General features: G+C 41.0%; 17 protein-coding genes. 14 read left to right on the plus strand and 3 right to left on the minus strand.

Annotation, left to right across the window (positions count from 1 at the left end; translation table 11 throughout):
* The first annotated feature begins 18 nt into the window (after positions 1 to 18).
* The 10 genes from GR160_RS09075 to GR160_RS09120 all read left to right on the plus strand — a co-directional run bounded on the left by GR160_RS09075 (position 19) and on the right by GR160_RS09120 (position 10,075).
* A complete protein-coding gene (locus tag GR160_RS09075; protein ID WP_160749542.1) occupies positions 19 to 1,071 on the plus strand; it encodes a PA0069 family radical SAM protein in 1,053 nt (350 codons plus the stop codon).
* 107 nt (positions 1,072 to 1,178) lie between these two features.
* Entirely contained in the window at positions 1,179 to 1,958 is a 780-nt protein-coding gene (locus GR160_RS09080) for a Bax inhibitor-1/YccA family protein (protein ID WP_160749543.1), read from the plus strand.
* Positions 1,959 to 2,138: 180 nt separating this feature from the next.
* Positions 2,139 to 2,750 carry a lipoprotein signal peptidase gene (locus GR160_RS09085; RefSeq protein ID WP_160749544.1) on the plus strand — a complete coding sequence of 204 codons (612 nt, stop codon included), beginning with the start codon at positions 2,139 to 2,141 and terminating at the stop codon, positions 2,748 to 2,750.
* Between the two features lie 113 nt (positions 2,751 to 2,863).
* On the plus strand, positions 2,864 to 3,898 hold the full coding sequence (locus GR160_RS09090; protein ID WP_160749545.1) for a radical SAM protein: 1,035 nt from the start codon (positions 2,864 to 2,866) through the stop codon (positions 3,896 to 3,898).
* 175 nt (positions 3,899 to 4,073) lie between these two features.
* Entirely contained in the window at positions 4,074 to 5,423 is a 1,350-nt protein-coding gene (locus GR160_RS09095; RefSeq protein ID WP_160749546.1) for a regulatory iron-sulfur-containing complex subunit RicT, read from the plus strand.
* Positions 5,410 to 5,895, plus strand: coding sequence for a gliding motility lipoprotein GldH (locus tag GR160_RS09100; protein ID WP_160749547.1), 486 nt, complete (start codon positions 5,410 to 5,412; stop codon positions 5,893 to 5,895). The genes GR160_RS09095 and GR160_RS09100 overlap by 14 nt, the downstream gene beginning before the upstream one ends.
* Before the next feature lie 13 nt (positions 5,896 to 5,908).
* The gene (locus GR160_RS09105; RefSeq protein ID WP_160749548.1) at positions 5,909 to 8,218 is read left to right on the plus strand and encodes a penicillin-binding protein 1A; all 2,310 of its coding nucleotides are present in this window, start codon (positions 5,909 to 5,911) and stop codon (positions 8,216 to 8,218) included.
* Between the two features lie 68 nt (positions 8,219 to 8,286).
* Positions 8,287 to 8,988, plus strand: coding sequence for a CoA transferase subunit A (locus GR160_RS09110; RefSeq protein WP_160749549.1), 702 nt, complete (start codon positions 8,287 to 8,289; stop codon positions 8,986 to 8,988).
* 31 nt (positions 8,989 to 9,019) lie between these two features.
* Positions 9,020 to 9,298, plus strand: coding sequence for a four helix bundle protein (locus tag GR160_RS09115; protein WP_370519210.1), 279 nt, complete (start codon positions 9,020 to 9,022; stop codon positions 9,296 to 9,298).
* A 117-nt stretch (positions 9,299 to 9,415) separates the two neighbouring features.
* Positions 9,416 to 10,075, plus strand: a complete 660-nt coding sequence (locus tag GR160_RS09120; RefSeq protein ID WP_160749550.1) for a 3-oxoacid CoA-transferase subunit B — start codon at positions 9,416 to 9,418, stop codon at positions 10,073 to 10,075.
* A 106-nt stretch (positions 10,076 to 10,181) separates the two neighbouring features.
* On the opposite strand, the gene GR160_RS09125 is transcribed toward GR160_RS09120, so the two are convergent.
* The 3 genes from GR160_RS09125 to GR160_RS09135 all read right to left on the minus strand — a co-directional run bounded on the left by GR160_RS09125 (position 10,182) and on the right by GR160_RS09135 (position 13,433).
* Positions 10,182 to 10,481, minus strand: a complete 300-nt coding sequence (locus tag GR160_RS09125; protein WP_160749551.1) for a hypothetical protein — start codon at positions 10,479 to 10,481, stop codon at positions 10,182 to 10,184.
* A gap of 44 nt (positions 10,482 to 10,525) precedes the next feature.
* Positions 10,526 to 11,278, minus strand: coding sequence for an SDR family NAD(P)-dependent oxidoreductase (locus GR160_RS09130; RefSeq protein WP_160749552.1), 753 nt, complete (start codon positions 11,276 to 11,278; stop codon positions 10,526 to 10,528).
* A 145-nt stretch (positions 11,279 to 11,423) separates the two neighbouring features.
* Positions 11,424 to 13,433 carry a M43 family zinc metalloprotease gene (locus GR160_RS09135; RefSeq protein WP_160749553.1) on the minus strand — a complete coding sequence of 670 codons (2,010 nt, stop codon included), beginning with the start codon at positions 13,431 to 13,433 and terminating at the stop codon, positions 11,424 to 11,426.
* A gap of 473 nt (positions 13,434 to 13,906) precedes the next feature.
* On the opposite strand from GR160_RS09135, the gene GR160_RS09140 reads away from it, so the two are divergent.
* The 4 genes from GR160_RS09140 to GR160_RS09155 all read left to right on the plus strand — a co-directional run bounded on the left by GR160_RS09140 (position 13,907) and on the right by GR160_RS09155 (position 18,604).
* Positions 13,907 to 14,911, plus strand: a complete 1,005-nt coding sequence (locus GR160_RS09140; RefSeq protein ID WP_160749554.1) for a MoxR family ATPase — start codon at positions 13,907 to 13,909, stop codon at positions 14,909 to 14,911.
* Positions 14,912 to 15,025: 114 nt separating this feature from the next.
* The gene (locus GR160_RS09145) at positions 15,026 to 15,892 is read left to right on the plus strand and encodes a DUF58 domain-containing protein (protein ID WP_160749555.1); all 867 of its coding nucleotides are present in this window, start codon (positions 15,026 to 15,028) and stop codon (positions 15,890 to 15,892) included.
* Between the two features lie 73 nt (positions 15,893 to 15,965).
* Positions 15,966 to 17,594 (plus strand): DUF4381 domain-containing protein, encoded by a 1,629-nt coding sequence (locus GR160_RS09150; protein ID WP_160749556.1) that lies wholly within the window; start codon positions 15,966 to 15,968, stop codon positions 17,592 to 17,594.
* Between the two features lie 2 nt (positions 17,595 to 17,596).
* Positions 17,597 to 18,604, plus strand: coding sequence for a VWA domain-containing protein (locus GR160_RS09155; RefSeq protein ID WP_160749557.1), 1,008 nt, complete (start codon positions 17,597 to 17,599; stop codon positions 18,602 to 18,604).
* Position 18,605 lies beyond the last annotated feature (1 nt).

Genomic DNA, 18,605 nt, shown 5'->3' on the forward strand with positions numbered 1-18,605 from the left:
TATAAAAAGAGGCGAATTATGAATGCAGAGAAGATAAAAGGACAAGGTGCGGTTGTAAACATTCACAATCATTTTGAAAAGAACCGCTACGAAAAATCCATATATGATGATGATTTTGAAGAGCCGGTAGCTAAGACAGAGATATTGGAAGTTTTTCCGAAAACTATAGTAAACCCGGTTAAAAGTCCTGATCTGCATATGGCCTATAGCATGAACCCCTATCAAGGCTGCGAGCATGGCTGTGCCTATTGTTTTGCACGCCCAACACATGAATATTGGGGGTTTAGTGCAGGCGTAGACTTTGAGCGCAAAATAATGGTTAAAAAAAACGCACCGCAGTTGCTGGAACAGTTCTTTAAAAAAAGGGGTTACAAGCCGGAATCTATTTTACTGTCGGGCAATACAGACTGCTACCAGCCTATTGAGCGCAAAATGCAGATAACCCGTCAACTATTACAGGTATTTTTAGATTACCGCCACCCTGTAGATATACTTACTAAAAATGCCCTTGTGTTGCGCGATATTGACCTATTGAAACAATTGGCAGAAAAAAATCTGGTATCGGTATCGTTGAGCATCCCTACTATTAATGAAGAACTAAGGCGAAAACTGGAGCCAAGAACCTCATCAGTAAACAATAAGCTAAAGGCTATAGAAACACTGTCGGCAAATGGCATTCCCGTTCACATAATGGTTGCCCCCATTATACCCGGCCTAAACAGCGATGAAATACTACCCATTGTAAAAGAAATAGCTGCACGTGGTGCTAAAAGCTTTGGCTACACCCTCGTAAGGCTTAACGACACTGTGGAGCCTGTTTTTATAGACTGGCTCAACGAACATTACCCCGACCGCAAAGACAAAGTGCTAAACCATATTGCAAGTATGCATGGTGGCAAACTTGGAGAGAAAAACGTTGCGAAACGCAAACGCGGCGAGGGCAATATTGCCAACATGATACACACGACTTTTAAAGTTGGCAGGCAAAAATATTTTTCTAATCATGGCATAGAGCCACTGGCCACCAATTTGTTTGATGGCACTAAGGGCGAGCAGCTTAGATTATTTTAACAAAACACTATTAAGAAAAGACTTCTTTTTTCGTGCTTCAAAAAATTATAAAGGCATGTTTTTTGCGGTACGATTAAAAACCTTACTTTTGAATAAAACAAATCACCATGGAGTTAAAATCTAAAAACCCTTTCTTAAACAACAAGTCGTACACCACCGCTACAAAAACAAATGTTTTTGATGCCGACGGCCGCCCCATTAACATTATAGACTATAACAATACCATGAGCGTTCAGGGAGCTATAAACAAAAGTTTTATACTTTTTGCTTTATTGCTTTGTGGAGCAGGCGTAACCTGGTCTATGGCTTTTGCAGGACAAAACCCCATAGTTTTAACCATTGCCGGAGCCATTATAGGGCTTATACTGGTTCTTGCAGCATCGTTTTCGCCTAAAAATTCGCGATTCCTTGCGCCGGGCTATGCTTTTTTTGAAGGTTTATTTATAGGCGGACTTTCTGCCATTTTCGAGGTACGCTATCCGGGTCTTGTAATGAAAGCTGTTGCAGGCACAATGGTAACCTTTGGTGTATGCCTTGCACTATACAGGTTTGGTGTGGTTAAGGTTACAGAGAGGTTTAAGTCTGTAGTGATAGCCTCTACCCTTGCCATTGCTACCTATTATTTTATCTCTATGCTTTTTTACTGGATAGGCGGCATATCTTTTTTCCATACCGGAAATTCACTACCTAGCATAGGCTTTAGCGTATTTGTAGTAGTACTGGCGGCATTGAACCTTTTCCTTGATTTTGACCAAATAGAAGAAGGTGCACAACGCAGGCTTCCAAAATATATGGAATGGTTTGGCGCTATGGGCCTTATCATTACGCTGGTATGGCTTTATGTAGAATTTTTAAGGCTACTTAGTAAACTGCAAAGCAGAGACTAAACAATGCAGTGAGGCAACTCACATTTATATAGTACCATAAAAAGGGTTGCAACTGCTTGTGTTAGTACACAAAATGGCTGCAACCCTTTTTAATTGACAGGTAGTTAAAACATTCCATAAACACTTAAAGGATACTGTTAGTTTAATAAATTAATTTATTTTTGCCCTAAAATTTAAAAAATGTCGTTAAAGAAAGCCTACTTAATTGTAATACTTGTATTGCTTGTAGACCAAATATCTAAGATATATATTAAAACCCACTTTAGGCTAGGAGAAGCCAAAGAGGTTTTTAGCTGGTTTTACATACAATTTATAGAAAACGATGGTATGGCCTGGGGTACTGAGATTCCCGGATGGCTTGGCGGCAAACTAACTCTTACCCTTTTCAGGATACTGGCAGTGGGTGGTATAGGCTGGTGGTTGTGGGACAGCGTTAAGAAAAAACAATCGCCTTACCTTATTGTATCTATTGCACTGATACTTGCAGGAGCTTTTGGTAATATTATAGACTCTGTTCTGTATGGTTTGATATTTGACCATAGCCTTCCCGGCAAAGTTGCCACTTTTGACACCGCAAACCACTACGGCACTTTTTTGCACGGCAAAGTAGTAGACATGCTTTACTTCCCTATCATTAAAGACGGACATTTCCCTACATGGCTGCCTATTATTGGCGGTAAAGAATTCTCGTTCTTCAATGCAATTTTTAATGTAGCCGATGCAGCAATATCAGTAGCGGTGGGCATTCTTATCGTTTTCAACAAAAAAGCATTCCCTAAGCACGAGGCATAAATCCATCGGCAATAACAGCGCGGTTTGTGCGTAAATCAAAGGGCAATCGTTACCCAAGTTATCTTTATTGATGGTAGCAAAATATATCGCAAAAAATATATAAATTGCACCACATGGATATATACAAAATATTAAAGATTAACCAGTACATTAAAAGCCTCCGCATAAAGTTTTTGGGGCTTTGGGCATTGTCTGTGCTTAATAAAAGGTATGTATCTATACAAATGGATCCTGTACTGGCGTGCAACCTTCGTTGTAAAATGTGCTACTTTAGCGACCCTGATTTTGTTCGTAAGAACATGAAAGGCATGTTTAAAGAAGACGACCTTGAGCCTTTAGCAAAAGCCATTTTTAAAAATGCCCTTAAACTTCAAATTGGCTGCGGCGCAGAGCCTACCCTGTTTAAACACAACACCAAACTTATAGAACTGGCCAAAGAGCACAAAGTGCCCTACATAAGCATGATTACAAACGGCAATCTTTTAGACGAAAAAGATATATCCTCTTTTGCCAATGCCGGACTGAACGAAATTATACTATCACTTCACGGAGTGCACAAAGCTACCTATGAAGATTTGATGGACAAAGCTTCGTTTGAAAAATTCCATTCCATAATGGAGGCTTTAACTGAGCAAAAAAAGCTTACGCCACATTTAAGGATACGTATAAACTATACGTTTAACAAAGACAACTTTTATGAGCTGCAAGATTTTTTTAAAGTTTACGGCAACTATGCCATAGACATTATTCAGCTTAGGCCTATAGACAAAATTGGCGATACCGTTTACGACCAGTTTAGCCTTAAAACTATTGAGAACGACTATGTGTGCGTAAGCAGTGCTATGAAAGAGGAGGCAGAAAAGCGTAAAATTACCATGCTGTATCCGCAATCGGTAATGCGCAACGAAGAGCAGTCATTTAAAATAAAAACCTCTAACGACAGTTCGTTCCTTATACCCTATACTTATTTTTACGTATCACCAAAATTTTCGTGGAAAGAAGATTTTGACTGGCGCACCGAAGATTTTGAATCATGGCGAAAGCGCAGCAACTGGAATAACACGCTGCTTAAAAATGCTTTAAAATCACGTAAAAGCTTAGACGACACCAACCGCAACATGCTAAACTACTCTGTAGATATAAATTAGCAAAAGCATATTAAACCTACTATTTAAACCCTGAGTGTTTTTTACGGCAAACGGCATGTATAGTTTAGCGTTTACCGCATTCCCATAAAAAAATACTATCTTTACCCCCAAATACGTTTTAATAAACACGAATCGTAGTGGCACAGCCACGATCTATCATATACAACAAAACACTATGGCATGTACAAGCTGTTCTACGGGATCTAAAAGTGGTACCCCGAGAGGATGTAAAAATAATGGCACCTGCGGCACCGATAGCTGCAACAAACTAACTGTTTTCGACTGGCTTTCCAACATGTCGCTTCCGGGCGGACAGGAACCTTTTGACTGTGTAGAGGTGCGTTTTAAAAACGGCAGGAAAGAATTTTACCGCAATGCAGAGAAACTAACCCTTAGCATTGGAGACATTGTAGCTACAGAAGCGGCACCGGGGCACGACATTGGTATTGTTACCCTTACTGGCGAACTGGTAAAGATTCAAATGAAGAAAAAAGGCGCTAAACCCAACGGTGAAGTACCTAAAATATACCGCAAGGCATCGCAAAAAGATATAGACATTTGGAGCGAATGCCGTGCTAAAGAAGAGCCAATGAAAGTTGTGGCACGTGAAATTGCCATTAAGCTTAACCTTGAAATGAAAATATCAGATATTGAATTTCAGGGCGATGCTTCTAAGGCCACGTTCTACTATACGGCTAATGACAGGGTAGATTTCCGCCAGCTTATTAAAGATTTTGCGCGCGAGTTCAGCATCAGGATCGAAATGAAGCAGGTTGGTTTCCGCCAGGAGGCAGCCCGCCTTGGAGGTATAGGGTCTTGCGGCCGAGAACTATGTTGCAGCACCTGGCTAACCGACTTTAGAAGTGTAAACACGTCTGCCGCACGCTACCAGCAACTGTCGCTAAACCCGCAAAAACTTGCAGGGCAGTGCGGCAAACTTAAATGCTGTCTTAACTATGAATTGGACACTTATTTGGATGCTCTTAAAGGCATGCCAGATATGGATACCAAATTGTATACAGAAAAAGGCGACGCTGTTTGCCAAAAAGTAGATATTTTTAAAGGCCTTATGTGGTTTGCCTACCTTAACGACATGGCACACTGGCATGTTATTGCTGCCGATCAGGTTAAAGAAATGGTAGCTATAAACAAGCAAAAAGAAAAAATATCGGCGTTAGAGGATTATGCCGTAGAAGTAGCTGCTACCGAGCCTGAAAAGAACTTTCAAAATGCGGTAGGGCAGGACAGCCTTACTCGTTTTGATGCACCAAAAAACAAAAAAAGAAAGCCGAACAACAACAAAAAGAAAAAACCGGCAGAGGCTACTGCATCTAACATAATTGTACCTGCCAATAATGGTTCGGCATCTGCAGGCAGCAACAACGCTCCGGCAAACGGTGGCAACAACAACAGACCAAACAACGGTAACAACCCTAACAACAATAAAGGCGGCAACAGAAATAACCGAAACAGGGGCAGGAACCAGGGACCTAACAACAAGAAAGATTCAAATGATAAAAAGTAGCTTTTTAGCCCTTGGGCTGCTGTTTTTATTTTGCTCCTGCGATAAGGCAAGGGTTTTTGATGAGTATAAAGAACTGAATGGCAGTTGGGATAAAGACAGCATTGTGTCTTTTACATTTGCCCAAAAAGATACAGTATCTAAATACGATCTTTTTGTTACCATGCGCAATAACAATAGTTTTCCTTACAGCAATATATATCTTATTGTTCAAATGGAGGAGCCTGCAAGCAAGATTGTAAAGGTAGACACACTGGAATACCAAATGGCTAACCCGGACGGCACGCTTATGGGCAAAGGCTTTAGCGATATTAAAGAAAGTAAGCTTTGGTATAAAGAAAAAGTACGTTTCCCTAAAGTGGGCAACTATACTGTAAAAATACAGCAGGCCGTTAGGCAGGCAGGTCAGGTACCCGGAGTACAGGAACTGGAAGGCGTTACCGAAGTGGGTTTCAGGATAGAATCAACAGAATAGATCAAAAAATATTATGGCAGTAAAAAAGAATAGCAACCCCGCAGAAAATTATTCGCGCTACATAAAAACGTTTTGGAAGGTATTTGGAATAGGTTTTTTATGCATCGTACTATTTTTTCTGTTGGCCTCATGGGGCGTTTTTGGCGCAATGCCTACGTTTGACCAATTAGAGAACCCAAACTCTAATGTGGCAACCGAGATCATTTCTTCTGACGGGCAAACCATAGGTAAATTTTACCTTGACAACCGCACACCCGTAAAATATGCCGACCTGCCCAAACATCTTGTAGATGCTTTGGTGGCTACCGAAGATGAACGTTTTTACGATCACTCAGGCATAGATGGCCGTGGTACTCTAAGGGCTGTTTTAAGCCTGGGCAGCAGCGGTGGTGCAAGTACCATAACACAACAGCTGGCAAAAAACCTTTTTCATGGCGAGGGCTCTAAAAACCTTTTAATGCGTATAGTACAAAAAGGTAAAGAATGGATCATTGCCACACGCCTTGAACGCCAGTACACCAAAGAAGAGATCATTGCCATGTACCTAAACACCGTAGACTTTGTAAACAATGCGGTTGGAATACGTTCGGCATCAAAAATATACTTTAATAAAGAGCCTAAAGACCTAACTATTGCCGAAGCAGCAGTGTTTGTTGGCATGCTTAAAAACCCGTATTACCTTAACCCAAAAACGTTCCCTAAAGCGTCTATGAACAGGCGCAACACGGTGTTGTACCAAATGGTTAAGAACGGTTTTTTAACCGAAGAAAAAAAAGAAACCCTGGCTGCAAAGCCTATAGAGCTTCGTTATTCGCCCGAAAGCCACAAAGAGGGTATGGCTACCTATTTTAGAGAATATCTTAGGGAGTTCATGAAAAAATGGGTTAAGGAGAACCTTAAGGAAGACGGCAGCGAGTATGACATTTATACCGACGGGCTTAAGATATATACCACTATAGACTCGCGCATGCAAATGTATGCCGAAGAAGCTGTAGATGCGCACCTTGCCAACCTTCAGGAAGAATTCTTCATCCAGCAAAAAAAGAATACCAATGCGCCTTTTATCAATATATCTGATGCAGAAACTAAGAGGATATTAGACAGGGCTATGCGCAACTCTGAACGCTGGAGGATAATGAAAGCCAAAGAGTTTACCGAAGACCAAATAATAGCATCATTCAGCAAAAAAGCAAAAATGACGGTGTTTACATGGCGTGGTGAGCGCGATACGCTCATGACCCCGTTAGACTCTATCCGTTATTACAAGCATTTCCTGCAATCGGGCCTTATGAGTATGGAACCTCAAACCGGACACGTAAAGGCTTGGGTGGGCGGTATAAACTACAAGCACTTTCAGTATGACCACGTAGCGCAGGGTGCAAGGCAGGTAGGTTCTACCTTTAAGCCGTTTGTGTATGCAACTGCTATAGAACAGCTGCACTACTCGCCATGTGATTCTATATTAGACTCTGCTTTCAGCATGCCTAAAGGAAAATATGGCATAGATGCCGACTGGCATCCGCAAAACTCTAACGGGCAGTTTAGAGGCATGGTTACACTTAAACAGGCACTTGCCTACTCTATTAACACAGTATCGGCTAAGCTTATAGACCGTGTAGGTCCAAAAGCCGTGGTAGATATGACCAAGAAACTGGGAGTGTCGTCTAAAATTCCGGAACAGCCAGCCATTGCTCTTGGAGCAGTAGAAATTACGGTGAGCGATATGGTAGCAGCCTACAGTACTTTTGCCAATCAGGGCATGTATGTAAAGCCAACTGTTATTACTAAAATAGAAGATAAAAATGGTGTAGTGCTGTATCAAACCACGCCGGAAACACATGAGGTAGTTAATAAAGACATTGCCTATGCGGTGGTAAAACTGCTTGAGGGTGTTACCGAAACAGGATCGGGTGCGCGCCTTAAATGGGGCGGTGCAGGCGGAACAGGCTACAACCGCATGACAGGTTATCCATATAAAATTATAAACCCAATAGCCGGTAAAACAGGTACAACCCAAAACCAATCTGACGGATGGTTTGTGGGTATGGTTCCCAACCTTGCCACAGGAATATGGGTAGGTAACGAAGACCGATCGGCACACTTTAAGAGCCTTATTTATGGTCAGGGTGCTACAATGGCCCTGCCTATATGGGGTATATATATGCGCAAGATATATGACGATGACAACATGGTGTTTAAGGTTTCTGAGAAACCTTTTGAGCGTCCGGCAAACCTTTCTATAAAAGTAGACTGCTGGAAACCACCTGTAAAAGATACTACAGCTGTTGACAGTTTAGATATTGGCGACGAGTTTGGATTATAATTCATAAAAAAGAGCTTCGATTGAAGCTCTTTTTTTATATATTTATATCTCAATTTAAAATAAATTGTATGATTAATAAAAAAGTTAAAAGCGTAGAAGAAGCGCTTAAAGATATTACCGATGATGTAACTATTATGCTGGGAGGTTTTGGCCTGTGCGGCATCCCTGAAAACAGCATTGCACAGCTGGTAAAAAAAGGAGTAACCAACCTTACGTGTATTTCTAACAATGCCGGGGTAGACAACTTCGGGTTGGGTTTACTGCTGCAAAAAAAACAGATCAGGAAAATGATATCGTCTTACGTAGGCGAAAATGCTGAGTTTGAACGCCAGATGCTTAGCGGCGAACTGGAGGTTGAGCTTACACCACAAGGCACACTTGCCGAAAAATGCCGTGCAGCACAGGCGGGTATTCCTGCTTTTTATACGCCTGCAGGTTATGGCACCGAAGTAGCCGAAGGCAAAGAAGCCCGTGAGTTTAATGGCAAAATGCACATTATGGAAGAAGCCTATAAAGCCGACTTTGCCATTGTTAAGGCCTGGAAAGGTGACGAAGCCGGCAACCTTATTTTTAAAGGAACCGCAAAAAACTTTAATGCCTGTATGGCCGGAGCTGCTAAAATTACTATTGCCGAAGTAGAAGAACTTGTGCCTGCCGGAGAACTTGACCCTAACCAGATACACATTCCCGGGATATTTGTAAAGCGTATTTTTCAGGGAGAAAAATATGAAAAACGTATAGAACAGAGAACGGTGAGGACAATACTATAATGTGAAAATTTTTTAATGTAACAATTTTAATGTGCAGAAGGAAAATATTATAGTTATAAAGACAATTGATTTTGCTTTAGAGATCATTACATTTTGTGAGCTTCTTGAATATAATCGCAAGTTTGTTATTGCTAAGCAACTTCTAAAATCAGGAACCAGCATTGGCGCAAATGTTCATGAAGCACAGAATGCTGAAAGCAGAGCAGATTTTATTCATAAAATGAAAATTGCAGCCAAGGAAGTCGAAGAAACCAAATACTGGCTTTTGTTGTGTGAAATGTCGGACTCTTTCCTTTCAATCAAAATCTGAAAACAAAAATAAATGAAATCGGTCTTATAATTTATAAGATTTTAAGTTCAAGCAGAAGTGTAAAGTAACATTTGGCAATTGTTACATTGATACATTTTTAAATTTAAAAATTAACAAATGGCATTAGATAAAATAGCAATAGCGAAAAGAATAGCAAAGGAAGTTAAAGACGGCTACTTTGTAAATTTAGGTATAGGCATACCCACTCTTGTAGCCAACTATGTGCGCAACGATATAAACGTAGATTTTCAGAGTGAGAACGGCGTTTTGGGCATGGGGCCTTTTCCGTTTGAGGGAGAGGAAGATGCTGACATTATAAACGCAGGTAAGCAAACCATTACTACGCTGCCGGGAGCATCGTTTTTTGACTCTGCAACGAGTTTTGGAATGATACGCGGGCAGCACGTAGACCTGACTATTTTGGGAGCCATGGAAGTGGCAGAAAATGGTGACATTGCCAACTGGAAAATCCCCGGAAAGATGGTTAAAGGCATGGGTGGCGCTATGGATCTTGTGGCAAGCGCCGAGAATATAATAGTTGCCATGATGCACGTAAACAAAGCAGGCGAAAGCAAATTGCTAAAACGCTGTACACTGCCACTGACAGGCGTGGGCTGCGTTAAAAAAATTGTAACCGAGCTGGCAGTTTTAGAAATAGTACCCGAAGGTTTTAAACTGCTGGAACGTGCCCCGGGAGTAACCGTTGACGATATTATTAAAGCAACCGAAGGCAACCTTATTATTGAAGGTGAAATACCTGAGATGGTTATTGAGTAATCGGATCTATATATAACAATTGCGGTAATTACAAAATGTAATTACCGCAATTGTTTATACCCTGCCTTTTAATCTTAATGCGTCAGTATTACCTAAAAAACGCACGCTATTCGGGATTCCTTTGGTTTAGTATAGCAATACTAATTATTGAGGCACCCATAATAATCCCTAAAGCAATCATAGCACCATTGATATTGGCATTTTCGGTAATAAATGTTTCTCGTGTTCCCTCAACATATGCCTTTCGAGTAATATCAATATTATACTTTTCACTACTGTTATAACTCTTTGTATCAAGCACAGAATAGCTTAAAACAGTTATCATGAGTACACCTATTAAAATCAACAATCCAATTGTTAGATAGTTTTTAGAAATAAGTACTTTGTTATTAATCGCGTCTTCCACCAGATTATATCTTTGTTATAGGTTAATTGTATAAGATTACTCTATTATATTGTTTTATTTACAATCGTTGCACTCGCCTGAGCGGTAGGAAGCACTAAAAGATCGGCAATATTAACATGATACGGTCGTGTAATTACAAATGTAATGATATCGGCTATATCTTCGGCTTTAAGCGGCTCAAAGCCTTTATATACGCTTTCAGCACGCTCGCGGTCGCCTTTAAAACGCACCTCGCTAAACTCAGTATCAACCATACCGGGATTTATGGCCCCAACTCTAATTCCGTACTGGTTTAAATCCATGCGCATTCCCTGGTTTATAGCATCCACAGCATGTTTAGTAGCACAGTATACGTTACCATTGCTATACACCTCTTTACCTGCAATAGAACCAATGTTTATAATATGTCCGCTGCGGCGTTCTATCATTCCCGGTATTACTTCTTTACTAACATAAAGCAAACCTTTGATGTTAATGTCTATCATAGCATCCCAGTCTTCATAATCGCCATTTTCTATAGGATCAAGACCGTGTGCATTTCCGGCATTATTTATCAGTACATCTATATTGGCAAAGTCAGGCGGCAATGAGGCTATACTCTTGGCTACATCCTTACGCTTGCGCACATCAAAATTAAGAGTATGCACGGCAGTAAGCGCACTAAATTCGTCCTGTAATTCGGCAAGACGGTCTTCGCGTCTTCCGCATATAATAAGCCTGAATTTATTTTTAGCTAAAAAACGTGCCGTTGCCCTTCCTATACCGCTTGTTGCACCTGTTATAAGTACTGTTTTCATTTTTACTATTTCAGATTTATGATCTTAGATTTCAGATTCTACGCCATAAAAATAAATCAAAACCATTATAAACAAACACTTTTTACTAAAAATAAAATTTTATGCACGCATATATTTAAAATATGTTTTTTTGAGTTGTAAAAAACTAATTCTTAATTAATTTCAGCACAGATGTTTTGCCCGATGCCGTGGCATGAACCATATAGGCCCCGGCACTTAACTGTGATACATCTATTACAGATTGAGCGCTGTTAAGCTGTTTATAACAAACCTTTTGCCCCATTATGTTATATAATGTAACTGTTTCTATTTCAACATCAGAATTAAGCACAAAAGAATTTGTTGCCGGATTGGGAGACAGGATAATTTGATTTTTAGCCAAGAGCTCTTCGGCACTTAGGGTACTTGATATGTAAACCCCATAGTCTTCTATATCGCCAAAATAGTATGGAGTAGTACAGCTTCTGTTGGCATCTGTTATTTGGTTTATGGCGCCTGCCACCCTCATGGCAAGCATGGTGTTTTGCACCGCATCGGCAGGTATAATAATATCCTGGGTGTGTACTACTGCCTCTGAATGCACCGAGGTGCCACTCATTACCAGCTCTGCATTTTCAAAAATACCGTTATTGTTATAATCTATGTAAGCTTCATAGCTACCGTTAAAAGTGCCGTGGTTCGCATTCATGGTAACAGATAGGTTGTAGGTACCTCCGGCATACAATAAAGTATTGTCTGTACAGCTAAAGTTGGTGTAAGGCCCTGTTCTGTTTGTAGACCTGTTAATGGTATTGAGAGTCACATTTTCTATCATACCATAAATTATATAGTCAGACCGTGGTGTGCAGGCTGCAACCACAGGTTCGGCAACCACAAAAGCATCGCGCTTTGTTACTGATGTAACACCGAAACGGCTGGTAACCGTAAGCCTAACGCTATAGATTCCGGGTGTACTGATCGTGCACACCGGATTTTGAGAGGTAAAATCATAAACATCAGTACCGTTGGTAATTCTCCATGCAAAAGATACGTCAGGACAACTGCTGTCGGCTAAAAATGTATTGGGTATGCAACTGGTCTTGTCTATCAGGCTAACAAGTTCTCCGGCAGCACAAACCACCGCACCCGATGCAATTTCAAAATCAGCAACCGGAGCCAATGGCGAAACAAGGCTGAGGTTTCCGTTTATGGGCAAAAAGCTGCTTCTAAAAAAGGCTATTGCCATGCGCATCCTGTCTTTTTGATTTTGAGTAAAGCTATTAGCACATTCGCCGCTGTTAAAGCCCATGTAGTTCTTTACAAAACTGTCATCTGTACTGCTGTTGTCGCAGGTGTTTGGGGGCGTTACGCCAAAGCAATCGCCCAAAGTGCGTTTGTGTGGTGGTGTATCTGCACAGCAATCGCCAAGGCCGGAGCCACAACCATCGGGCAACGGACAGGTCTCTCCATCACTGTCGCCTTCATAAGTATGGTATAAATACAACGCATGTGCCATTTGGTGCACATTTGTTTTTGCCAAAGGATCTATAAACTCAGATGCCTTTATAACGGCCCCGTCGCTTGTGCTGCCGGGATAAGATGCATAGCCGCTTATTGAGGCATCGCCACCGTCAAATTCAGATACGATCCAAATATTATAATAATTATTCTGATCCCATTTAGAGATATCTTTCAATCTGTAAGCTGCCAAACCGGCGTTGTTATAAAAAACTCCGCTTTCCATATAGCTTAAGTACCCGGTCATGTCTATACGGTTAATACCATTGGTACATTTATCATCGGGTGTTCGCACGGCAAGTACAAATTCAATCCCCGTATCTACTCCGCTGCCATCGCCCGGTGTCCCCGGCACTTTACGGAAACGTTCGTTCAGGTTTTTAATAGCCGCCCTAACAGCATCATCACTCAGGTTAGTACCTGTTCCTAAAGCCTCTCCCTTGTGCATAATGTGTACCACTACCGGAATCCGGTATATTTCGCTGCCGCTTTGCATGCGCTGTTGCAGACTGTAAGTATCAAAATCGTGCACCCTTTGAGCATAGTCCCTATCTGTAGCAAGTCTTGTGCGATGCAAATCATCAGTACCACAATGCAGGTGTTGCGCAAAAGCCGCGACACTAAACAGAAACACAAATATGGATACTAATTTTTTCATAGGGATTCCGCTGATTCAAACAACTACAAAGCCTTACTACAGACAATTTTAGCATATTGTTTTGAATGCGTCAATTTATCGCTTTTTTCAATGCGTTTTATAAACTAATTTAACATTTTTTAATAATAAAATAACAAATGATTTTATCCCGAGTATTTAGAGATTTTAACAATTAAGACGGCTGCAAACTGCATAAATCGCAGAAAATAGTATTGATTTAAGGTTGCCGGCATATTAAAAAATTAACACTTTAATACTTTATTTTAAATAGTTTCGTTCTAAAGCAGCCATTTCTGTAAACGTAAACATTAAAAAACAGTTTAAATTTGACAACAGAAGATAGTGTAAGGCAACAAATTAGAAAACAAATCACTTTATTAACAACACATTAACAGAAAAGTCAATTTTTTCGGCAATGAATTTGCATTGTAAAAAAAGCTTATTAAATTCACACTCCAAAAATTTTATATACTATGGAAGATAACACCGCCGCTTTAGATATAAGGGCTATAAATGAAAAAATAGAAAGAGAGAGTGCCTTTGTCGATCTTCTTGTAATGGAGATAAACAAAGTTATTGTTGGTCAGAAATACATGATAGAGCGTTTGCTTATTGGGCTTTTGGGTCAGGGGCACATCTTGCTTGAAGGCGTACCCGGACTGGCAAAAACACTCGCTATCAACACCTTATCTCAGGCGGTGCACGGCAGCTTTAGCCGTATACAGTTTACTCCGGACCTTCTTCCGGCAGACGTTGTGGGTACCATGATATACAACGTTAAGCAAAACGAGTTTACTATTAAAAAGGGACCAATATTTGCCAACTTCGTTCTGGCCGATGAGATAAACAGGGCTCCTGCAAAAGTACAGTCAGCTCTGCTTGAAGCGATGCAGGAAAAACAGGTAACTATTGGCGAAGAAACATTTAAACTGGAAAAACCGTTTCTTGTAATGGCAACCATGAACCCGGTTGAACAGGAAGGTACTTACCCGCTACCGGAAGCTCAGGTAGACCGTTTTATGCTTAAAGCTGTTATCGACTATCCTAAAATGGAAGACGAACGCCTTGTAATTCGTGCCAACCTGAAAGGTGCTTTCGAAAAGGTAAACCAAATTGTATCTATAGACCAGATATTAAGGGCACAGCAAGCAGTTCGTGAAGTATATATGGATGAGAAGATCGAGAAATATATTCTTGATATCATCTTCGCAACACGTTATCCTGAAAAATATAAACTGGAAAAACTTAAACCGCTAATCAGTTTTGGTTCATCGCCAAGGGGTAGCATCAACCTTGCCACTGCTGCAAAATGTTATGCATTTATTAAGCGCAGGGGTTATGTAATTCCTGAAGATGTTCGCGCTGTTGTGCACGACGTATTGCGCCACCGTATTGGCATTACTTACGAAGCAGAAGCAGAGAACATAACATCTATAGACATTATTAACAAGATCGTTAACGAGATAGAAGTTCCTTAATATTTGTTTCAAGTTTAAAGTTTCAGGTTTCACGTTCTGTACGTAAACCTGAGCACGGCCAGACAACGAACGAACTGGCAATAACTTTAAACCTTAAACTTTAAACAAAAATTTATGGATACAAAAGAGATATTAAAAAAGGTTCGTAAAATAGAGATAAAAACCAAAAGGCTGAGCAATCATATCTTTTCGGGAGAATATCATTCGTCGTTTAAGGGTCGGGGTATGACCTTTAGCGAGGTGCGCCAGTATCAGTTTGGAGACGATGTTCGTGCCATAGACTGGAACGTTACGGCGCGCTACAACGAACCTTACATAAAAGTGTTTGAAGAAGAGCGAGAGCTTACCATGATGCTTATGGTAGACATTAGCGGCAGCGAAAGCTTTGGTACACAAAACTCTTTTAAGAAAGATATTGTGACCGAAATTGCAGCTACCATGGCATTTTCTGCTACTCAAAATAACGATAAGATAGGGCTTGTGCTTTTTTCAGACCAGGTAGAGCTTTACATTCCGCCTAAAAAAGGGAAATCACATGTACTGCGCATTATCCGCGAGCTGGTAGAATTTGAGCCGCAAAGCAAAAAGACCGACATTAGCGTGCCGCTAAAGTTTATATCTGGTGTAATTAAAAAAAGGGCTATAGTATTCCTCATCTCTGATTTTATGGGAGGTGACTTTGAACATACACTAAAAATTGCCGCCAAAAAACACGATATTACAGGGGTGCGTGTTTATGATCCACGCGAAGAAACCATGCCTAATATTGGCCTTGTAAATATGGCCGATGCCGAAACGGGAGAAACTATGTTGGTTAATACAGGCTCTAAAAGCGTGAGGATTCAGTATGAAAAATACTATCAGGAGCGTGTAAAATATTTTAGGGAAACCTTTAGTCGGTGCGGTGCGGGGTCGCTTAGCACCCGTGTAGACGAATCGTATGTAACAAAACTGTTGGGCTATTTTAAGGCCAGGGCTTAATAAATTTTGAATTTCGTCAACAGTGTTGACGAAATTCAAACAGAAATAAATAGTTGTAAATTATAACTAAATAATGATCACCAAAAAACTATATGCCATACTGTTTTTTTTAGTCGCTGTTACTGCCTTTGGGCAGCAAAAGCCGTTAAAAACCAGTATAGACAGCACCAAAATAAAAATAGGCAGCCAGGCAAAGCTTACGCTTACCGCCACGGTAGACACTGCCCATAAGGTTAGCTTTCCGGAAGGTAAGAACTTTGGCCAACTGGAGGTTATCAACTCTTTTCCGGTAGATACCATTCGCAAAGGGGCTATATATGAGCTGGTAAAAAAATACGGGCTTACACAGTTCGATTCGGGTCGTTATGTAATTCCGCGTTTGCCTGTTGTTATCAATAACAAGACCCTGCAAACAGATTCGCTTGTTCTGCAAGTCAACAACATCAAGGTAGACACCCTCAAGCAAAAGCTTTTTGACATCAAACCCATTGTTGAGGCAAAAAGCGACAATAGTTTTTGGTGGTATTTACTTGCAATTGTATTGGTACTGGCAGCTATTGGCACTGGGGTTTGGTGGTATTTTAAAAAATACAGAAAACCTGTTGTTAAAGCAGAGCCTGTTGTACTCAAATCGCCTATAGAAATTGCTACAGAACAACTACAGGATCTTGAAAGAAAAGAACTTTTGCAGCGTGGAGAGGTCAAGGAATATTATAGCGAAATGGCCGATATTGCCCGAAACTACATAGAAGAGGCCATACATATTCCGGCAAAAGAGAGTACTACAAGCGAGCTTATTGAAGCCATGCGTAGTGCTGTTATGCGTCGCAAAATGACACTTAGACAGGATACTTTTGAAGAGCTTGAAAGTGTATTGCGAACTGCCGACATGGTAAAATTCGCGAAAAGCAAACCACTCGACTTTGAAATTGCCCAGGACCGCAACCGCATAGAGAAAACCATAGTGGTTATAGACCGCAGTATTCCGGAAGAAACCCCGGAAGACGATACACACACACAGCTTTGGCTGGAAGCCCAGCGCAAAAAGAAAGAACAAAAACGCAGGCGTACCATTATATGGTCTTCTGTGGCCGCAGGCATTGTATTGCTAATTGTTCTTGGGGCTACTTTTGGACTGAACTATTTGAGGGATAATTATTTAGGGCATAACACTAAAGAGCTGTTAGACGGCGAATGGGTGCGCAGCGAATATGGCGATCCAGGTGTTACGCTCGAAACTCCACGTGTGCTTAAGCGAATGAATGTTGAGGCAAGCGTGCCGAAAGAAACCATGGCGCTTATTAAAGAAATGAGCACATTTGCCTATGGATCTTTAACCGAGAACTTTTACATTGAAGTATCGACCCTTAGCTATAAAAAGGAAACCAATGTAGACCTTAATGAGGTACTTGAAGGCGCCAGTAAGCTATGGGAATCGCGTGGGGCATCTAACATATTGCTTAAAACAGAAGACTTTGCCACCGAAAAAGGTATTAGCGGCATGCGCTCTTATGGCAACATGACCCTGCCCGACCCTATTACCAAAGCTCCTGTTCGCGCTTACTATGAGCTGTATGTGTTTAAACAGCAGGGCGGCCTGCAACAGGTAATGGTACAGTTTAGAGAAGGCGATGAGTATGGCACACAGATATTGGAACGCATTAAAAATTCGATAGAACTTAGAACCCTGAACCAGCAATAATTATGAAAGAAGTAACTTTTTTGCATCCGGGTTTCTTTTGGCTTTTTACCGTCATTCCGGTAACAATAGCATGGTATATCTGGCAACGCAAAAACCAGTCGGCCAAACTAACTATCAGTACCCTTAACGGCTTTAAGGCAGCACCATCTGTTTTGGCAAAGCTAAAGCCGGTACTTTTTGCCTTTCGCCTTTTGGCACTTAGCTTCATGATAGTAGCTTTGGCCAGGCCAAGAACGGTAGATGTTAGCAGCAAGATAAACTCAACCTTTGGTATAGATATAGTAATGGCAATGGACGTATCCGGCTCTATGCTTGCACGCGACCTTAAGCCCAACCGCCTTGAGGCTCTTAAAAATGTGGCTGCCGACTTTGTAGACAACCGCCCTAACGACCGCATAGGCCTTGTGGTGTATGCAGGAGAGGCTTACACTAAAACTCCGGTAACGAGCGATAAAGAATTGGTAAAACAGGCCATAGCATCGGTTAGATATGACGATGGAGTGCTGCAGGACGGTACCGGCATTGGTGTTGGTCTTGCAACAGCCGTAAACCGTTTAAAAGACAGCAAAGCTAAAAGCAAGGTTATTATTTTACTTACCGATGGGGTTAATAACTCTGGCTTTATAGACCCGCGCATGGGCGCCGACATGGCTAAAGAATATGGTATTAAAGTATATACTATAGGAATTGGAACGAACGGGAGGGCAGAATTCCCTATTGGCAAAGACCCCGTTACAGGCAAATGGGTTTACCAAATGATGGATGTAAAAATAGATCAGGATCTTATGAAAGAGATTGCTAAAAAAACTGATGGCACCTATTTTCGTGCTACCAGTAACAGCAAGCTAAAAGAAATTTACGAGCAGATAAACAAGCTGGAAACTACGGAGATAGAAGAGCAAAGGTTTTACAATTATGACGAAAAATACCGCCCTTGGGTATGGGCAGCCTTTGGGTTGCTGCTTGCCGAAGCGGTATTGCGCAAAACACTTTACAGAAGCTTTATATAGT

Origin of the sequence: Flavobacterium sp. Sd200 (assembly GCF_009826935.1) — a bacterium.
Taxonomy (GTDB): domain Bacteria; phylum Bacteroidota; class Bacteroidia; order Flavobacteriales; family Flavobacteriaceae; genus Flavobacterium.

Bases quoted from the DNA above. Each gene is read 5' to 3' on its own strand.
- GR160_RS09080 (WP_160749543.1), top strand. From the start codon at position 1,179: ATGGAGTTAAAATCTAAAAACCCTTTCTTAAACAACAAGTCGTACACC.
- GR160_RS09110 (WP_160749549.1), top strand. From the start codon at position 8,287: ATGATTAATAAAAAAGTTAAAAGCGTAGAAGAAGCGCTTAAAGATATT.
- GR160_RS09145 (WP_160749555.1), top strand. From the start codon at position 15,026: ATGGATACAAAAGAGATATTAAAAAAGGTTCGTAAAATAGAGATAAAA.
- GR160_RS09095 (WP_160749546.1), top strand. From the start codon at position 4,074: ATGGCATGTACAAGCTGTTCTACGGGATCTAAAAGTGGTACCCCGAGA.
- GR160_RS09155 (WP_160749557.1), top strand. From the start codon at position 17,597: ATGAAAGAAGTAACTTTTTTGCATCCGGGTTTCTTTTGGCTTTTTACC.
- GR160_RS09130 (WP_160749552.1), bottom strand. From the start codon at position 11,278: ATGAAAACAGTACTTATAACAGGTGCAACAAGCGGTATAGGAAGGGCA.
- GR160_RS09085 (WP_160749544.1), top strand. From the start codon at position 2,139: ATGTCGTTAAAGAAAGCCTACTTAATTGTAATACTTGTATTGCTTGTA.
- GR160_RS09150 (WP_160749556.1), top strand. From the start codon at position 15,966: ATGATCACCAAAAAACTATATGCCATACTGTTTTTTTTAGTCGCTGTT.
- GR160_RS09075 (WP_160749542.1), top strand. From the start codon at position 19: ATGAATGCAGAGAAGATAAAAGGACAAGGTGCGGTTGTAAACATTCAC.
- GR160_RS09120 (WP_160749550.1), top strand. From the start codon at position 9,416: ATGGCATTAGATAAAATAGCAATAGCGAAAAGAATAGCAAAGGAAGTT.
- GR160_RS09090 (WP_160749545.1), top strand. From the start codon at position 2,864: ATGGATATATACAAAATATTAAAGATTAACCAGTACATTAAAAGCCTC.
- GR160_RS09135 (WP_160749553.1), bottom strand. From the start codon at position 13,433: ATGAAAAAATTAGTATCCATATTTGTGTTTCTGTTTAGTGTCGCGGCT.
- GR160_RS09140 (WP_160749554.1), top strand. From the start codon at position 13,907: ATGGAAGATAACACCGCCGCTTTAGATATAAGGGCTATAAATGAAAAA.
- GR160_RS09100 (WP_160749547.1), top strand. From the start codon at position 5,410: ATGATAAAAAGTAGCTTTTTAGCCCTTGGGCTGCTGTTTTTATTTTGC.
- GR160_RS09105 (WP_160749548.1), top strand. From the start codon at position 5,909: ATGGCAGTAAAAAAGAATAGCAACCCCGCAGAAAATTATTCGCGCTAC.